This is a genomic window from Actinocorallia aurantiaca (assembly GCF_039533685.1).
Taxonomy (GTDB): Bacteria; Actinomycetota; Actinomycetes; order Streptosporangiales; family Streptosporangiaceae; genus Actinocorallia; species Actinocorallia aurantiaca.
This window is the reverse complement of the sequence record NZ_BAAATZ010000006.1, coordinates 49,709-65,286: the sequence shown is the minus strand read 5'-3', so window position 1 is coordinate 65,286 and position 15,578 is coordinate 49,709. Positions and strand designations below refer to the sequence as shown.

General features: G+C 71.7%; 15 protein-coding genes. 6 read left to right on the top strand and 9 right to left on the bottom strand.

Features of this window, described 5'->3' with window-relative positions:
- The first annotated feature begins 99 nt into the window (after positions 1–99).
- Positions 100–1,782: a urocanate hydratase gene (gene hutU / locus ABD327_RS07115; RefSeq protein WP_344449399.1), complete on the top strand. Its 1,683-nt coding sequence runs from the start codon at positions 100–102 to the stop codon at positions 1,780–1,782.
- Between the two features lie 27 nt (positions 1,783–1,809).
- Here hutU and ABD327_RS07110 read toward each other — a convergent pair whose 3' ends face one another.
- From ABD327_RS07110 to ABD327_RS07100, 3 genes are all read right to left on the bottom strand, one after another.
- A complete protein-coding gene (locus tag ABD327_RS07110) occupies positions 1,810–3,051 on the bottom strand; it encodes a cytochrome P450 (RefSeq protein WP_344449398.1) in 1,242 nt (413 codons plus the stop codon).
- A complete protein-coding gene (locus ABD327_RS07105; protein ID WP_344449397.1) occupies positions 3,048–4,388 on the bottom strand; it encodes a GH39 family glycosyl hydrolase in 1,341 nt (446 codons plus the stop codon). The genes ABD327_RS07110 and ABD327_RS07105 overlap by 4 nt, the downstream gene beginning before the upstream one ends.
- A 252-nt stretch (positions 4,389–4,640) precedes the next feature.
- A complete protein-coding gene (locus ABD327_RS07100; RefSeq protein ID WP_344449396.1) occupies positions 4,641–4,856 on the bottom strand; it encodes a hypothetical protein in 216 nt (71 codons plus the stop codon).
- A gap of 120 nt (positions 4,857–4,976) precedes the next feature.
- Here ABD327_RS07100 and ABD327_RS07095 point away from each other — a divergent pair, with 120 nt between their 5' ends.
- Positions 4,977–5,732 carry a GntR family transcriptional regulator gene (locus ABD327_RS07095; protein WP_344449395.1) on the top strand — a complete coding sequence of 252 codons (756 nt, stop codon included), beginning with the start codon at positions 4,977–4,979 and terminating at the stop codon, positions 5,730–5,732.
- A 7-nt stretch (positions 5,733–5,739) separates the two neighbouring features.
- Here the strand turns inward: ABD327_RS07095 and ABD327_RS07090 are convergent, their stop codons facing one another.
- Positions 5,740–6,555 carry an NUDIX hydrolase gene (locus ABD327_RS07090; RefSeq protein WP_344449394.1) on the bottom strand — a complete coding sequence of 272 codons (816 nt, stop codon included), beginning with the start codon at positions 6,553–6,555 and terminating at the stop codon, positions 5,740–5,742.
- Positions 6,556–6,660: 105 nt separating this feature from the next.
- Here ABD327_RS07090 and ABD327_RS07085 point away from each other — a divergent pair, with 105 nt between their 5' ends.
- The 4 genes from ABD327_RS07085 to ABD327_RS07070 are packed head-to-tail and all read left to right on the top strand — an operon-like array spanning position 6,661 to position 10,890.
- Positions 6,661–8,127: a serine/threonine-protein kinase gene (locus ABD327_RS07085; RefSeq protein WP_344449393.1), complete on the top strand. Its 1,467-nt coding sequence runs from the start codon at positions 6,661–6,663 to the stop codon at positions 8,125–8,127.
- A gap of 48 nt (positions 8,128–8,175) precedes the next feature.
- Complete coding sequence (locus ABD327_RS07080; RefSeq protein ID WP_344449392.1) at positions 8,176–8,658, top strand: PaaI family thioesterase; 483 nt, start codon at positions 8,176–8,178, stop codon at positions 8,656–8,658.
- A gap of 9 nt (positions 8,659–8,667) precedes the next feature.
- Positions 8,668–10,365 carry a signal peptide peptidase SppA gene (gene sppA, locus ABD327_RS07075; RefSeq protein ID WP_344449391.1) on the top strand — a complete coding sequence of 566 codons (1,698 nt, stop codon included), beginning with the start codon at positions 8,668–8,670 and terminating at the stop codon, positions 10,363–10,365.
- A 45-nt stretch (positions 10,366–10,410) separates the two neighbouring features.
- Positions 10,411–10,890: a flavin reductase family protein gene (locus ABD327_RS07070; protein WP_344449390.1), complete on the top strand. Its 480-nt coding sequence runs from the start codon at positions 10,411–10,413 to the stop codon at positions 10,888–10,890.
- Between the two features lie 19 nt (positions 10,891–10,909).
- On the opposite strand, the gene ABD327_RS07065 is transcribed toward ABD327_RS07070, so the two are convergent.
- The 5 genes from ABD327_RS07065 to ABD327_RS07045 form a co-directional block, all read right to left on the bottom strand.
- Entirely contained in the window at positions 10,910–11,707 is a 798-nt protein-coding gene (locus ABD327_RS07065; protein WP_344449388.1) for an ABC transporter permease, read from the bottom strand.
- Positions 11,704–12,447, bottom strand: coding sequence for an ABC transporter permease (locus ABD327_RS07060; protein ID WP_344449387.1), 744 nt, complete (start codon positions 12,445–12,447; stop codon positions 11,704–11,706). The genes ABD327_RS07065 and ABD327_RS07060 overlap by 4 nt, the downstream gene beginning before the upstream one ends.
- The gene (locus ABD327_RS07055) at positions 12,444–13,247 is read right to left on the bottom strand and encodes an ABC transporter ATP-binding protein (RefSeq protein WP_344449385.1); all 804 of its coding nucleotides are present in this window, start codon (positions 13,245–13,247) and stop codon (positions 12,444–12,446) included. Before ABD327_RS07055 ends, ABD327_RS07060 begins: the two co-directional genes overlap by 4 nt.
- Positions 13,247–14,308, bottom strand: coding sequence for an ABC transporter substrate-binding protein (locus ABD327_RS07050; protein WP_344449383.1), 1,062 nt, complete (start codon positions 14,306–14,308; stop codon positions 13,247–13,249). The genes ABD327_RS07055 and ABD327_RS07050 overlap by 1 nt, the downstream gene beginning before the upstream one ends.
- 165 nt (positions 14,309–14,473) lie before the next feature.
- The gene (locus tag ABD327_RS07045) at positions 14,474–15,463 is read right to left on the bottom strand and encodes an LLM class F420-dependent oxidoreductase (protein ID WP_344449382.1); all 990 of its coding nucleotides are present in this window, start codon (positions 15,461–15,463) and stop codon (positions 14,474–14,476) included.
- Positions 15,464–15,578: the final 115 nt, after the last annotated feature.

The following is a 15,578-nucleotide window of genomic DNA, read 5'->3' as shown; positions in this document are numbered from 1 at the left end:
GACTCTTTTCCTTTCGGTTTCCTTCCGGATACCTCCGTTCAGCCCCGCCCGGGGACGGGCAGGACAAGGGCAGAGGCGTCTTCACGGCAGGAGGACCGCATGGAGCACTTCCCGGTCCGCGCCGCCCGCGGCACCGCGATGAGCGCCCGGGGGTGGCCGCAGGAGGCCGCGCTGCGGATGCTCGCCAACAACCTCGACCCCGAGGTCGCCGAACACCCCGAGTCGCTGATCGTCTGCGGGGGGAGCGGCAAGGCCGCCCGCAGCCCCGGCGCGTACGCCGCGCTCGTGCGCTGCCTGACGGACCTGGCCGAGGACGAGACCCTGCTCGTCCAGTCCGGCAAGCCCGTCGGGGTCTTCCGCACCCACGAGTGGGCGCCGAGGGTGCTGCTGGCCAACACCAACCTGGTGCCCGAGTGGGCGACCTGGGAGGAGTTCCGGCGGCTGGACGAGCTCGGGCTCATCATGTACGGGCAGATGACCGCCGGCTCGTGGATCTACATCGGCACCCAGGGCGTGCTGCAGGGCACCTACGAGACCTTCTCCGCCATCGCCGACCGGCGCTTCGGCGGCACCCTAGCCGGGACGGTCACGCTCACCGCGGGGCTCGGCGGCATGGGAGGGGCGCAGCCGCTGGCCGTCACCATGAACGGCGGGGCGGTGATCTGCGTCGAATGCGACCCCTCGAGGATCGCCCGCCGCATCGACCAGGGCTACTGCGACCTGAGCACCGAGTCCGAGGCCGAGGCGCTGTCCCTGGCCCTGCACGCCAGGGACGCCCAGCGGCCCCTGTCGATCGCGCTGCTGGGCAACGCCGCCGAGGTCGTCCCCCGGCTGCTGGCGGCCGGGGCCCCCGTCGACATCGTCACCGACCAGACCCCGGCCCACGACCCGCTGCGCTACCTGCCGGCCGGGGTGCCCTTCGAGGAGCTCTCCACGCTGCGGGAACGCGACCCCGACGGCCTCACGATGCGGGCCCACGAGTCGATGGCCCGGCACGTCGAGGCGATGGTCGGGTTCCTGGAGGCCGGAGCGGAGGTCTTCGACTACGGAAACTCGCTGCGCGGCGAGGCCCGGCTGGCCGGGTACGAGCACGCCTTCGCCTACCCCGGCTTCGTGTCCGCCTACCTGCGCCCGCTGTTCTGCGAGGGGAAGGGCCCCTTCCGCTGGGTGGCGCTGTCGGGGGACCCGAAGGACATCGACGTCACCGACCGGGCCGTCCTCGACCTCTTCCCCCGCGACGAGTCCCTCGGCCGGTGGATCCGGATGGCGCGGGAGAAGGTGCGCTTCCAGGGCCTGCCCGCCCGGATCTGCTGGCTCGGCCAGGGCGAGCGCGACAAGGCGGGACTGCGGTTCAACGAGCTCGTGGCGCAGGGGAGGATCAGCGCGCCGGTCGTCATCGGCCGCGACCACCTCGACTGCGGTTCGGTGGCGTCCCCGCACCGCGAGACCGAGGGCATGCTCGACGGATCCGACGCGATCGCCGACTGGCCGCTGCTCAACGCCATGCTCAACACCGCGTCGGGCGCGTCCTGGGTGTCGATCCACCAGGGCGGCGGCGTCGGGATGGGGCGTTCGGTGCACGCCGGGCAGGTCGCGGTCGCCGACGGGACCCCGCTGGCCGCGCGGAAGCTCGAACGGGTCCTCACCAACGATCCCGGCATCGGGGTGCTGCGGCACGCCGACGCCGGCTACGCGCGGGCCGTCGAGGTGGCCGGCGAGCACGGGCTGGAGATCCCGATGGAGCCTCCCGAGCCGCGGGGGGCCCGGGAGGCCGACGAGTGAGCGCACCGCCCTCGGGCGGAGCGCGGCTCAGAACGCGAAGGGCTGGCGGACGACCCCGTTGTCGAAGTTGGACAGCAGGTACTCCGGCTCGCCCGTCGTGCGGATGTCCGGCAGCCGGGTGAACAGCTCCCGGAACATGATCTTCAGCTCCATGCGGGCGAGGTTGGCGCCCAGGCACAGGTGGGCGCCGGGCCCGCCGAACCCGACGTGCGGGTTGGGGGAGCGGGTGATGTCGAATTTGTCAGGGTCGGGGAAGACCTCGGGGTCGCGGTTGGCGGCCGGATAGAACAGCACCACCTTGTCGCCCGGCTCGAGCCGCAGGCCGTTCAGCTCGTACGGCCGGGTCACGGTCCGCCGGAACTGGATGATCGGAGAGGTGTACCGCACGATCTCCTCGATCGCCGGGCCGATCCTGGCGTCGTAGTCCTCCAGCAGCAGCTCCCGCTGCTCGGGGTGCTCGGTGAACAGCCTGATGCCGTGCGACAGCGCGTTGCGGCTGGTCTCGTTGCCCGCCACCAGCAGCAGGTCGAAGAAGCTCCCGAGCTCCCGGACGGTCAGGGCCTCGCCGTCGACGTTCGCGTTGACCAGCGCCGAGACGAGGTCGCCCCCGGGGTTCCCGCGCCGCTCCCGCCCCATCCCCGCCACCAGCCGGTGCAGGTCGACGATGGCCTTCAGGTTGCCCGCGAGCAGTCGCAGCGTCCGGGGGTCGAACAGCGAGCCGCGCACCCCCGAGTACTCCGTCATGACGTCGATGCGTTCGAGCACGTACGGCCGCCGCTCGGGCGGGACGCCCATCATCGAGCAGATGACGTTGATGGGCAGCCTCGCGGCGACCTGCTCGACGAAGTCCCGGGGACCCTCGCGCTCCACGTCGTCCACGATGCGGGTGGCGGTGGCCTGGACGTCGCCGGCCAGGCCGCCCAGCATCTTCGGGCTGAATGCCCGCGACACGATCCGGCGCAGCCGCCCGTGCCGGGGGTCGTCCATGTTGACCATGGGGCGGCCGAACAGCCAGGCGATCCACGGCGGCGGCTCCGGCGACGTCGCCGCGGGCTCGCTGGAGAACGCCTTGGTGTCGCGGCTCACCTCGACGACGTCGGCGTGCCGCACCAGCGCGTAGAAGCCCTTGCCCGCGCGGACCAGGGGCACCCGGGGCTCGGTGAAGAAGACGGGCTCCTTCAGGCCGCGCAGCCGGGCGAACTCGGCGTACCGCTCCTCGTGCGGCCGGGCCCAGAAGTCGACGCCGACGACGTCCGTACTCGCGTTCAACGGTCGATCCACCTGACCTCGTAGGGCTGGAGTGAGAGCTCTTCGCCACCGACCGTAGCCGCCAGGCTCCGGCCGGTCGCGTTCACCACGAGCAGTTGCCGGCCGGAGGCCAGCACTTTCAGGTCTTTTTCTGTCGCGCCCGCCACCGGAACCTGCATCAGTTCGGTGCCGGGGGCGAACCAGCGGGCGAAGTTCTGCTGGATCTCCAGTGACGGAAGCGCCTTGCCGTCGGAGGTCCACAGGCAGCCCATGCAGGCGCCGGGGCTGCCCTGCGGGCTCCAGTACAGCGCGCCCGCGGCCCCCGACCGCGCGAACTCGATCATCGCGGCGGCCTGGACGGCGTGCAGCCGGCCGGGGGTCCACCCGGAGTTCTCCGGCTCGACGTACCACTCGGCCCACACCACCGGCAGGTCCTCCTTGGCGCGCAGCCAGCGGGTGAGCGCGCCGAACTTGGCGTTCGCGGCGAACTCGTCGCCGTGCGCCGTGCGGTCCTCCGGCAGGGACGAGCCGTCGACCACGATGAAGTCCGCGCCCTCCTTGTTCTCTATCCAGTACTCGACGGCCTCCAGCCCGCGCCGGTCGGCCGCGCCCCACGGGCCCTTCACCTCGTCCGACGTCTCGGAGTGCGCGTCGGCGTAGCTGTTGAGCGGGATGTAGGGGCCGCCGACCTGGAGGTCGGAGTCCACCTTCTTCAGCGCCGTGTAGACCTTGTTGTAGAGCCGGGTGTAGCCCTCGTAGTCCCAGCGGTTCCGCTCGCGGTTGAAGAAGCCCTTGAACTCGTTCCAGACGAAGAAGTGCTGCACGTCCCGGTAGCGCCGGGCGACCGCGGCGGCCTGCTCGGCGAACGCGTCGTAGAACTCCGGCAGCGGCGAGTCCTCCAGGTGGTTCCAGTCGGTCGCGCCGGCCGGGCCGCCCTTCATCCAGTCGGGCGCGCAGCACAGGGTGACGACCGGGACGCCGCCGGTGTCGCGGATCGCCTTCATCCGCCGGTCCAGCGACGACCAGTCGTACCGTCCGGGGGTCGGCTGCGGGTTGTCCGCGCCGAACCCCATGATGTGCTGGGCCTGCAGCATCTTCTGGGCGCGCACCGCGGGCGCGGCCGCCGGTTCGGCGTCGAGGCTCTTCTGGGTGTGGGTGAACCCCCAGGCGGCCCAGTCGCCGGGCGGTCCCGCGGAGATGCTGCCGACGGGCTCGTCGTCGAGGATCGCGGCGGGGTCCTGACCCCGGCCGAAGTAGAGCACTGCGGAGGAGACGGCGACTCCGAGGAGGGCGGCGACCAGTGCGATCGTCCATGCGGGGGTGCGGCGGCCGTGACGGCCGCGGCGCGGGGAGACCAACGGGGGAGTGACGGAGGTCGGAGACGGCTGGCCTTTCACTGACCCTCCAGAGTCGGTTGCTTTTCACTTAGAACGTTCAACCGTTTGCTCTGGTTCGCGAAGAGCCTTCTCTGGCCGAGCGTGAATACTTACCTGAACCGTACTCTTATGTCACTTGGGACGCCGAAAGAACACGCGTGACGACCCCGGCCCGCTCCGTCCCTGCGCTCCGGGGCGGGCCGGGATCTCCCCCCATCTCCTCCGCCGGGGCGTTCAGCCTCCGGCGTCCGCCCGAGCCTGCCCGTCCAGCTGGTCGCGCAGGCCCTGCTCGTCATCGGACGCCAGGGTCATCGCCAGGCCCGCGCCGAGCTGGGCGTCCGTCAGGTCTCCGCTGCGGGTGGCATACCACCGGCCGGCGTCGCTCCGCCACACCACCCAGCCCGGATGTTCCGCCTCGATGCTCGCCTTGAGGTCTGCGAAGTCCACCATCAGGGTGGTCCCTTCCCCGAACGACTCATTCCGTATACAAAAGTGATACGCGTAGAGAGAACCGTCAAGCTTCAAGTAACAGCAACATTCCCCCGGCGGTCCGACAGGGAGGTGTCGCCGGTGCCGAAACCCGCCTATATCCGGATCGCTGATGAGCTCAGAAAGGGAATTCGGGACGGCGCCCATCCCCCCGGCTCGCGGCTCCCCACCCTCGCGGTACTGGCCGCGGAGCACGGAGTCTCCGAGATCGTGGCCCGCCAGGCGGTGGCGGTCCTGCGCGGCGAGGGGCTCGTGGAGACCCGGCGCGGCGGCGGCACCGTCGTCCGCATCCGGCCACCGGTCAGGCGGGTGGCCATGGAGCGCTACCGGGTGGAGACCGGGCCGCTCACCGCGCCCGCCACCTCCTTCACCCACGACCAGCGGATCGGCTGGAGCGAGTACCGGCTCGACCGCGAGTACCGCGGCGTCCGCGCCGACGCCGAACTCGCCGCGCTGTTCGCCCTCCCCGCCGGGACGGACCTCCTGCGGCGCCGGTTCGTGTTCTGGGCGCGCGGCGAACCCCAGCAGATCTCCGTCAACTACCTGCCGTGGGACCTCGTCGGCGGCACCCCCGTCGCCGACCCCGAACGGGAGCCGTGGCCCGGGGGCACCCCCGCGCAGCTGTCCTATCTCGGCCACCCGCCCACCCGCGTCGAGGAGGCGGTCCGGGCCCGGATGCCCACCCCGGAGGAGGTCGAGACGCTGCGGATGGCGGGCGGGACGCCCGTCGTCACCATCACTCGGCGGATGTTCTCCGGAGACCGCGTCCTGGAGGTGTGCCGGGACATCGTCATCCCGGCGGACCGGGTGGTCCTGGACTACTCCCTGGACCTGTAGGCCCGGCTCAGCCGATCCTGTCCAGCAGCCAGCGCGGGCCGACGACCTCGGCGCCCGCCTCCTCGCACCGGCGGCGCAGCTCGCGGTCGGCGGTGACCACCACGTGGTACTGGTGCGGGTCCTGGCCGATCTGCCGGACGATCTCGTCGTCCCCGCTGCCGGGGGCGGCGACGACCCGCACGCCCGCGGAGCCCTCCAGCGCCCGGGCCGCGCCCTCCACCACCAGCACCAGCTCCGGATAGGCCTCGTCGAACGGGCCCAGCGAGACCGGGCCCAGCCCGGCCAGCGCGTCGCGCAGCCGCCGGGCCGCGCCCAGCCTGTCGCGCCACCAGCCGTCGGGGCGGGAGCCCATGACGTTGGCGGCGTCCACGATCAGGACCACACGGGTGAGCATGGAGCGCAGCGTAGGCCAGGCCTCGCCGAAGGGCGCGAACAGGCGCAGCGTGTCCACCTCGGAGACCGGGACCCAGCGGGCCGCCTTCGTCTCGCTGGACGCCCCGCGGACCTTCGGGCGGTCCTGGAGCGAGCCGACCATCGTCGTGTAGGACCAGCCGCCGTGGTCGTCATGGATCCGCCCGTGCAGGCGCACGGCGGAGACGTCCAGGGAACTCTCCTCCGTCGTCTCCCGCAGCGCCGCCGCCACCGGGTCCTCGCCCGCGTTCCGCCCGCCGCCGAAAAGACACCACGTGCCGCCGCCGTTGCACCACCACGCGCGCTGCTGGAGCAGCACGTGGCCTCCGCTGAACACCAGCAGGCCCGCGGCCCCGAACCGGCCCCAGTGCATGTGGCCGCGCTCGCACCGGGTGAAGCCATCGCCGTCCACGTCCGGCAGAGTAGCCGAGCCGTGATCGAAGATCAGGCCGGACGCCTACCTTGTAACGCCGAGGACAGGGCAAGCTGGGAGCGGCACGAACCCTGGAGGCATCCCATGACCGCGACGCCCGAACCCCTCAGACCCGAAGACCCGCGCGCCCTCGGCCGGTTCTTCCTGCTGAAACGGCTCGGTGAGGGCGGCCAGGGCATCGTCTACCTGGGGCGTGACTCCCAGAGCCAGGAGAAGGTCGCGGTGAAGGTGCTCAAGGCCGCCGACGCCGAGGCCCGCGAGCGGCTCGAACGCGAGATGAACGCCGTCCAGCGGGTGCGGCTGCAGTACTGCATCGCCCGCGTCGTCGACTACTCCTTCGAGGGCACCCGACCCTTCGTGGTCAGCGAGTTCGTCGACGGGCCGTCCCTGTTCGACCGGGTCGCCGCCCAGGGTCCGCTGCGCGGCGGGGACCTGGAGCGGCTGCTGGCCTTCACCGCCCAGGCGCTCGTGACCGTCCACGGCTCCGGGGTGGTGCACCGCGACCTCAAACCCGCCAACGTCCTCCTCGGCCCGGACGGGCCCCGCGTCGTCGACTTCGGCATCGCCCGCCCCGTCGACCAGCACACCCAGGGCGGGCAGCTCGTCGGCACGCCCTCCTACATCGCGCCCGAGCAGCTGCAGGGGCAGCCGGCGGGCAAGGCGTCCGACGTGTGGGCTTGGGCGTGCACGATGGTGTTCGCCGCGACCGGATACCCGCCCTTCGGGCCGTTCGACGGCGACGGGGACAACGTCGCGGTCATCCTCGGCCGGATCATGCACGCCGAACCCCGGCTGGGACACGGGCTGGAGGCGTTCGAGCCGCTGCTGCGGCGCTGCCTGGACAAAAACCCGGCGCTGCGGCCCACCGCCCGCCAGTTGCGGGACGAGCTGGAGGCGGACCTGGAGCACGACGGGCCGCACGAGGGCCCGGCGACCCCGGCTCCGACGCCGTTCGCCCCGTCGTGGTCCCGGACGGACGAGACCGTCGACCGGCCGCCGGTGACCCCGCCGCCCGTCCCGCAGCCCACCTTGCCGCCTCCCGTCACCCCGCCGCCGATGAGCCCGCAGCCGTTCTATCCGCCGGGCGTGCGCGTGCCGCGGCGGCGCCGGTCCAAGACGCCCCTGGTGCTCCTGACGCTGGCGGCGGTGCTGGCCGCGGGCGGCTGGTTCGGCTACCAGGAGCTGCGGGACAAGGGCGTGCTTCCGGGGGAGGGGGAAGGGAGCACGATCCCCCTGGAGTTCGCCGGGACCTGGTCGGGCGGACTGGAGATCCAGGACGCCGAGGGCGACAGCCGGTACTACGAGGTGAAGCTGGTCCTCTTCGAGGGCCAGACGTCCGGTGACTCCCAGCTCCTGGGCGACAAGGCGTGCAACGGGACGCTGGGCGTCAAGGCCGTCCGGGAGGACCAGCTGGAACTGGACCTGACCGACGAGGACCCCGACTGCCCCGGCGGCACGGTGCGGCTGAGCCCCGAGGGGGAGGGCCTGTCGATGGCGTATTCGGCGGGTCCGGTGACCAGCGGTCCCGCCAGCCTCAGCAAGGACGGGTGAGCGGGGGCGCGGAGGCGCGGGGACCGGACGTTAGTTACCCTCGCGTACGTGTCAGAAGCAGAACTCTGGGACACCCTCACCGGGGCCGAGCTCATCCAGGCCATCGGTGACGGGAGGTTCCCTCAAGTGACCGACGTGTCCGACTACATCGGGCAGAGGATCGTCAAGGCCGAACCCGGCCGGGTCGAGCTGGCCTGGAGCCCCGACGCGAAGCTCTGCAACCCCGGGGGCATCGTCCACGGCGGGTTCATCGCCACGATCCTCGACAACGCCGTCTGCCTGGCGGCCGCCAGCCTCGGAGACGTCTTCATCCCGCAGCTGACGCTCAACCTGAACATCGACTATCTGCGGGCCGTGCAGGCCGGGGCCTCCTACTCCGTCGTCGGGACCGTCACCCACTCGGGCCGCTCCCGCACGGTCTCCGCCGCGAGGCTGCTCGACTCCGACGACGTGCCCTGCGCCGTCGCCACCGCGAGCGTCACCGGGAACCAGGTCTTCGCCAGGGCACGGAAGGTCATCGACGGCGCGTAGTGTTGGGCCATGGTGGATCCGCTGAAGGCACTGGACACGGTCAAAGACCTGCGTGAGCGACGCCACGCCCCGCTGGTCCTGGAACTGGACCTCTCGGACGGAATCGTCGAAGGCGTGCACCAGGACCCGGTGAGCGCCCTGATGGGCACCCGCCGCGTGCACCTGCGGGACGTGCTGGACGGGCTGCGCAAGGCCCGGCGGGACCCCCGGGTCAAGGCGCTGGTCGCCAAGGTCAGCGGGCAGGTCGGGCTGGCCCTCGCCCAGGAGCTGCGCGAGGCCGTCGCCGAGTTCAGGGCCGCGGGCAAACTGACCGTCGCCTGGACCGAGACGTTCGGCGAGACCGGGCAGGGCACCTCCGCCTACTACCTGGCCACGGCCTTCGAGAAGATCTACCTCCAGCCTTCGGGCGACGCCGGGATCACCGGCGTCGCGCTGTCCGAGCCGTTCGTCAAGGACGCGCTCGACAAGGCCGGCGTCACCTTCCGGTTCGGCAAGCGGGCCGAGTACAAGACGGCGCCCAACACCTTCCTGGAGCGGGACTACACCGAGGAGCACGCCGAGGCGTCCCAGCGGATGGTCGCCTCCCTCGGAGAGCAGATCGTCTCCGGCGTCGCGGAGGCCCGCGGCCTCTCCGCGGACAAGGTGCGCGAGCTGATCGACCGGGCGCCGCTGAGCGCGTCCGAGGCGCTCGAGGGCGGGCTGGTCGACGAGCTCGGCTACCGGGACGAGGTGTACGCCCACCTCCGGAACACGGCCGGACGGGATGCCCGGTTGCAGTACGTCTCCCGGTACAACCGGTCCGGCATCTCCGGACGGCTCCAGACGGGCGGCGCGAAGGAGGCCGTCGCGCTGGTCCAGGCGCACGGGATGATCAGGCTGGGGCGGTCCGGCCGGGGGGCGGTGCCCGGCCAGGGCGGCGCCGTCGGGTCCGACACGCTCGCGTCGGCGATCCGGGCCGCGGTGCGGGACCCGAAGATCAAGGCGATCGTCATGCGGGTGAACAGCCCCGGCGGCTCCTACGTGGCCTCCGACGTGATCTGGCGCGAGGTGAACCTGGCGCGGAAGGCCGGCAAGCCCGTCGTGGTGTCCATGGGGAACCTGGCGGCGTCCGGCGGGTACTTCATCGCGATGGCCGCCGACCGAATCGTCGCGCAGCCCGGCACGCTCACCGGCTCGATCGGCGTGTACTCCGGCAAGCCCGTCGTCAGCGAGCTGATGGCGCGCCTCGGGGTGAGCTTCGGGGACGCCGCGTTCGGGCGGCACGCGCAGATCAACTCCACCACCAGGGACTTCACCGAGAGCGAGTGGGAGCGGCTCGACCACTCCCTCGACCGGATCTACGCGGACTTCACCGCCAAGGCCGCCCAGGGGCGCGGCATGGACCTCCCCGACCTGGAGAGGCTCGCGCGCGGACGCGTGTGGACCGGCTCCGACGCGGCGGAACGCGGGCTCGTCGACGAGCTGGGCGGCCTGGACCGGGCGCTGGACCTCGCCCGCAAGAAGGCGGGCCTGCCCGTGGACGCCCCGGTGCGCTCCCTGCCCCACGTCTCGCCGCTCGACCGGTTCCGGCCCGCGGAGTCCAGCGAGGACCGCACCGCCGCCACCGCCCGCTTCTCCGGCTGGGGCTCCCTGGCGGGGCTCGCCGCCCAGCTGGGGCTGCCCGCGGCGGGGCCGCTGGTGCTCCCCGGAGTGTGGGAGCCGCGCTGACCGCGCGGGAGCGGCGCCACGACCGTTGACCCCGGGGAGCGAAGGTTGATCACACCGCAGGACTTCACCGCCGCGCTGGCCTCCTTCGCCACCGGTGTCACCGTGGTGACCGTCAAGGAGGGCCGGGACGACATCGGGAGCACCGTCACGGCGTTCACCTCGGTGTCGCTGGACCCGCCGATGGTGTTGATCAGCGTGCTCGCGGCCTCCTACATGTGCGAGGTCCTGCACCGGAGCCCGCGGTGGGCCGTCACGGTGCTCTCCGCCGGCCAGCGCGCGCTGGCCGGGAGGTTCGCGGCGGAGGGGAGGCCTTCGGCCCGGCTGCTGCTCGGGGGGCAGGACTCCCACCGGGGGCCCAGGAGCGAGGCTCTGATCATCGAGGGCGGGCTGGCCGCGGTGGAGTGCGAGACCCGGCTGCGGATCCCCGCGGGGGACCACGTCCTGGTCGTGGCCGAGGTGCTCGGGGTCGACTACCTCGAGAAGGCCGAGCCGCTGATCCGGGTCAACCGGCGGTACCGGTCCTGAGGCCTCCTCCCGCTCCGGATCAGTTCTGGACCCGGCCGAAGCGGGCGAGGACGATGTTCTCGACGATGCCGATCAGGGAGTAGATCAGCAGGGACGCCAGGGTGATGACGACGACGGAGGTCCACAGGTCGTCGGACTCGAAGGTGCTGACGTCCTGGAGCATGCGGTAGCCGAGGCCCTTGCCGGTGGCGAGCCATTCGGCGAGCATCGCGCCGACGATGGCGCCCGGGGCGGAGATGCGGGCGGAGGTGAAGAAGGACGGCAGGGCGGAGGGGATGAGGACCTTGCGCAGGGCCGTCCAGGTGCCGCCTCCGTAGGCGCGGACGAGGTCGACGGACTGCGGGGACGCCGAGCGCAGGCCCAGGACGATGTTCACCAGGGCCGGGAAGAAGACCACGATGCCGCAGATGACGGTCGTCGCCAGCAGCTCCCGGCCGAAGATCAGGGTGATCACCGGGGTCATCGCGACCAGCGGCACGCTCCGCATGATCATCGCGACGGGGAGGAAGGCCTGTTCTGCGGCGGTCGACAGCACGAAGAGCATCGCCACGACGGTGGCCGCGACCAGCCCGGCGACCAGGCCGAAGCCCGCGTCGACCAGGGTGATCCGGAGCCCCTCCCAGACCAGCGACCGGTGCGCGGCCGCCTCCTCCTGGGTGAACAGGTAGGCCCAGACGTCCAGGGGGCTGCGCACGACCATCGGGTTGACCGAGAAGTACTCGATGAAGGCGAGCCACGCGCCCAGGACGAGGGCCAGCGAGACGCCCGCCGACATCAGCGTCGACGACAGGGTGGCGAGGGTTCTCTTCCAGATCACGAGATCTTCCGTTCCCAGGGGGTCGCGAACCGGGCGACCAGGGCGACGACCGCGTAGCCGCCGCCGGCGAGGAGGCCCGCGACGAGCGCGACGCCCCAGGTCCGTTCGGTCGCCAGCTGCTGCTGGGCGACGACCATGGCCAGCCCGAGGCCCTGGTCGACCCGGCCGAGGAACTCGCCGATCATCGCGCCGAGCACCGCCGACGGCGCGGCGATCTTCAACGCGGCGAAGCTGGACGGCAGCGCCGCGATCAGCCGGACCTTGACGAGCTGCGCCCACCGCCCGCCGCCGTAGGCCTGGACGAGCTCCAGGCTGGACCTGTCGGCGGCGCGCAGCCCGGCCAGGACCCCGATGAGGGTGGTGAACAGCACCTGGAGCGCGGCCATCGCGACCATGGGGGCGTCGTCCTCGAGGACGATCGTGAGGATCGGCCCGACCGCGATGATCGGCAGGCAGTAGGACGCGACCCCGATCTGGGTGACGACGCGTTCCAGCGGCGGCGCCAGGATCACCAGGACGGCCAGCCCGACCGCGATGAGGTTGCCCCAGAAGAAGCCGCGGAGGGCCTCCCAGCCGGTCCCCTCGATGTGCGGGCCGTAGTAGTCCCAGCCGTCCTCGAGGAGCTGGGCGAAGGTGTCCCGCGGGTTCGGCACGGCGTTCCCGGTGACGGTCAGCGCGGCCAGCTCCCACGCGAGGTACAGGCCGAGGAGGCCGAGGAGGCCCGCGAGAGACTTCCTCATGTCCCTTCCCCGGATCCTGCCCCCGGCTCGGTCCCCGGCCCGAACAGCAGCTCCGAGAGCTTGTCCTGGTAGGCGTGGAACTCCGGGGTGCGCATGACGTCGGGGGTGCGCGGCCGCGGCAGCTCGACGGGGACCTCGGCGATGACGGTGCCCGGACGCGGGCTCATGACCGCGACGACGTCGCTGAGGAAGACCGCTTCGGAGATGCTGTGCGTGACCAGCAGGGTGGTCACCGCGCGTTCGCTCCAGATGCGCTGCAGTTCGAGGTTGAGACGCTGCCGGGTCATGTCGTCGAGCGCGCCGAAGGGCTCGTCGAGCAGCAGGACCTGCGGTTCGACGACCAGGGCGCGGGCGATCGCGACGCGCTGCCGCATACCGCCGGAGAGCTGGGCGGGCCGGGCCTTCTCGAAGCCCTCCAGCCCGACCAGCTTGATCAGGTCGCTGATCTGGTTCGCGGCCGGCCTGATGCCGGAGACCTCCAGCGGGAGGCGGATGTTGGCGGTGACGCTGCGCCAGGGCAGCAGGGCCGAGTCCTGGAAGGCGATGCCCAGGTGGTGCTTGTCGCGGGCGGTCGCGGGAGGTTCGCCGTGCAGCAGGGCCTCGCCCGACGTCGGCTTCTCCAGGCCCGCGAGGATGCGCAGGACCGTGGACTTGCCGCAACCGGACGGGCCCAGCAGCGAGAGGAAGGAGCCCTGCGGGGTCCGCAGGTCCACGCCCTTGAGGGCGGTGACGGACCTGCGGCCCAGCTTGAACTCCTTGGACAGGCCGGTGAGGCTGATGCCCTCAGAGCTCTCGGTCATCAGAGTCCTTCGACGAGGCTCGGGTCCTCCTTGTAGACCTCTTCGAGGAGGCTCATGTCGAAGAGCTGCTCGGCGGTCACCTCGAGCCCGGCGAACTTGAGGGTCTCGATGTTCTTGGCGACGAGTTCGGGCGTGATGCTGAACAGGCCGTTCTTCTTGGTGTCCGCGGTGAGGAGCAGCTCGTTCTGGTCCTTGGACGACAGGATCTGCTCCTCCAGGTCGAGCCCGAGGTCCTTGCCGTACTTCTCGACGGCGAGCTTGGCGCCGGCCTCGGGGTCCTTGAGGCTGTCGCGCCAGCCCTTGGCCTCGGCGCGCAGGAACGCCTTGAGCGCGGGCCGGCGCTCCTTGATCGTCTTGTCGGCGACGACGAACACCTCGCTGACCAGCGGGTAGTTCTCGTCGGCGAACAGGAACGTCTCGACCTCGAACCCCTTGACGCGCAGCGCGTTCGGCTCGTTGGTGACGAAGGACATCCACCCGTCGACGGTGCCGGTGGTCAGCGGCAGCGGGTCGAACTGCACGGGCACCTTGGTGATGCTCGCGGGGTCGATCTTGTTGGCCTTGAGGAACGCCGCCCAGATCGCCTCGTTGGTGGCCTGGACGCCGATCTTCTTGCCGATCATGTCCTTGGCGCTCTTGATCGGGTTGCTCGCCATCGACATGATCGCGAACGGGTTCTTCTGGTACTCCGCGCCGATGATCTTCAGCTGGCCGCCCTTGAGGACGGCGGCGGCGACCGTGTCGGGGGCGCTGATGCCGACCATCGCCTTGCCTGTGAGCACGTCGGTCTCGGCCGGGGTCGCGGTCGGGCCGCCGCCGATCAGCTCGAAGGAGCTGAAGCCCTCGGCCTTGTAGTAGCCGTTGGTGTCGGCGAGGTAGGCGCCGGCGAACTCGACGTTCTTCACCCAGGAGAAGCGCAGGCTCCCCTCTCCGATCCCGCCTTCGGCGGACACGTTCTCGTCGTCGCTTCCGCAGGCGGCCAGCAGGGGGGCGGCGACGAACAGTCCGGAGGCGAGCAGTCCGCCGCGCAGAAGCGTGCGGCGGTCGAAGGCGTACGTCACAGGGGGGCTCCGATCAGGGGGTCTCACATGCTGCGTGAGGCGACGCTAAGGAGAACCTGTTGCATCGAATGACCGGTATTGATTCGGGCGCGTTACACGAACCTCACCATTCGTACGGTCCGCCAAGGGCCTGCGACTCGTTCGGGCGGGCTTGGTGCGATCCGCTCAGCGCGACGGGCTGAGCGCCTCCAAGGTGGCCTTCCCGCAGGGGTCGGCGTCCACGGAGGCCGGGATGAGCGCGATCTCGTCGACGCCGGCGCGCGCGTACTCCGCGATCTTCTCGCGGACCGTCGCCTCGTCGCCCACCAAGCCGACGGCCTGGACCAGTTCCACGGGCACGGCCGCGAGCAGTTCCCGCGGATGCGGCCGGGTGCGGGCCAGCGCGACGACGTCCCCGAACCCCGCCTCGATGAACATCTCCCCGTAGCCGGGAGCCGCCAGGTATCCGACGACGGCCCGCCTGATCTGCTCGACCGCCTCTTCCGACGGGTCGACGGCCGCGGTGACCCATGCGGCGACCTTCGGCATGGGACGTCCCGCCTCCGCCGCGGCCTCGCGGAGCTTCCCGACGAGGGCCGCCGCGGACTCCGGCGTGATGAGGTTGAGGACCATCCGGTCGGCGTGGGCGCCGGCGGTCCGCACGGCGGAGTCCCCGAACGCCGCCACGGTCAGCTCCGACTTCGGCGCGTCCAGCCGCAGGTGGTAGCCGCGGGTGGTGACGGTCTCGCCCGCGAAGGAGGGCTTGCCGCCGTCGAGGAGTTCCCGCAGCACGGTGGCGGACTCCCGGAGCCGGGTCACCGACCGGCCGCGGTCGCGTCCGTGCCAGGCCTCCACGACCATCGGGCTGGACGTCCCGAGCGCGACGTCCACCCTCCGCCCCGTCAGGTCCGCGACGGACGCGACGCCCCGCGCGATCGTCATGGGGTCCCGCACGGCGACGGCCAGCGGCCCCACGGTCGGCCTGATCCGCTCGGTCCGGAGGCCGATGGCGGAGGCGAGGGCGAAGGCGTCGTAGGTCGCCATCTCGCCCACCCAGAGCTCGTCGTAGCCGAACCCGTCGGCGGCGTCGGCGGTCCGCAGCGCCTCGTTCGCGGGGCGGTCCTGCCAGAAGCCCAGGGACACGGTCAGGCGGGGGGCGGGGGTCGGTTCCGGCACGGGGCTCCTCCTCGGGGTCGGGCCCAAGGTAGCAGCCAGAAGCTTCAACTAACAGAGTCAGTGGAGCGGGGTGAAGCCGCTCGGGTCCGCACAGAACTGGAGGGCCGGGGTCATA

Bases quoted from the DNA above. Each gene is read 5' to 3' on its own strand.
- ABD327_RS07055 (WP_344449385.1), bottom strand. From the start codon at position 13,247: ATGACCGAGAGCTCTGAGGGCATCAGCCTCACCGGCCTGTCCAAGGAG.
- hutU (WP_344449399.1), top strand. From the start codon at position 100: ATGGAGCACTTCCCGGTCCGCGCCGCCCGCGGCACCGCGATGAGCGCC.
- ABD327_RS07060 (WP_344449387.1), bottom strand. From the start codon at position 12,447: ATGAGGAAGTCTCTCGCGGGCCTCCTCGGCCTCCTCGGCCTGTACCTC.
- ABD327_RS07085 (WP_344449393.1), top strand. From the start codon at position 6,661: ATGACCGCGACGCCCGAACCCCTCAGACCCGAAGACCCGCGCGCCCTC.
- ABD327_RS07100 (WP_344449396.1), bottom strand. From the start codon at position 4,856: ATGGTGGACTTCGCAGACCTCAAGGCGAGCATCGAGGCGGAACATCCG.
- sppA (WP_344449391.1), top strand. From the start codon at position 8,668: ATGGTGGATCCGCTGAAGGCACTGGACACGGTCAAAGACCTGCGTGAG.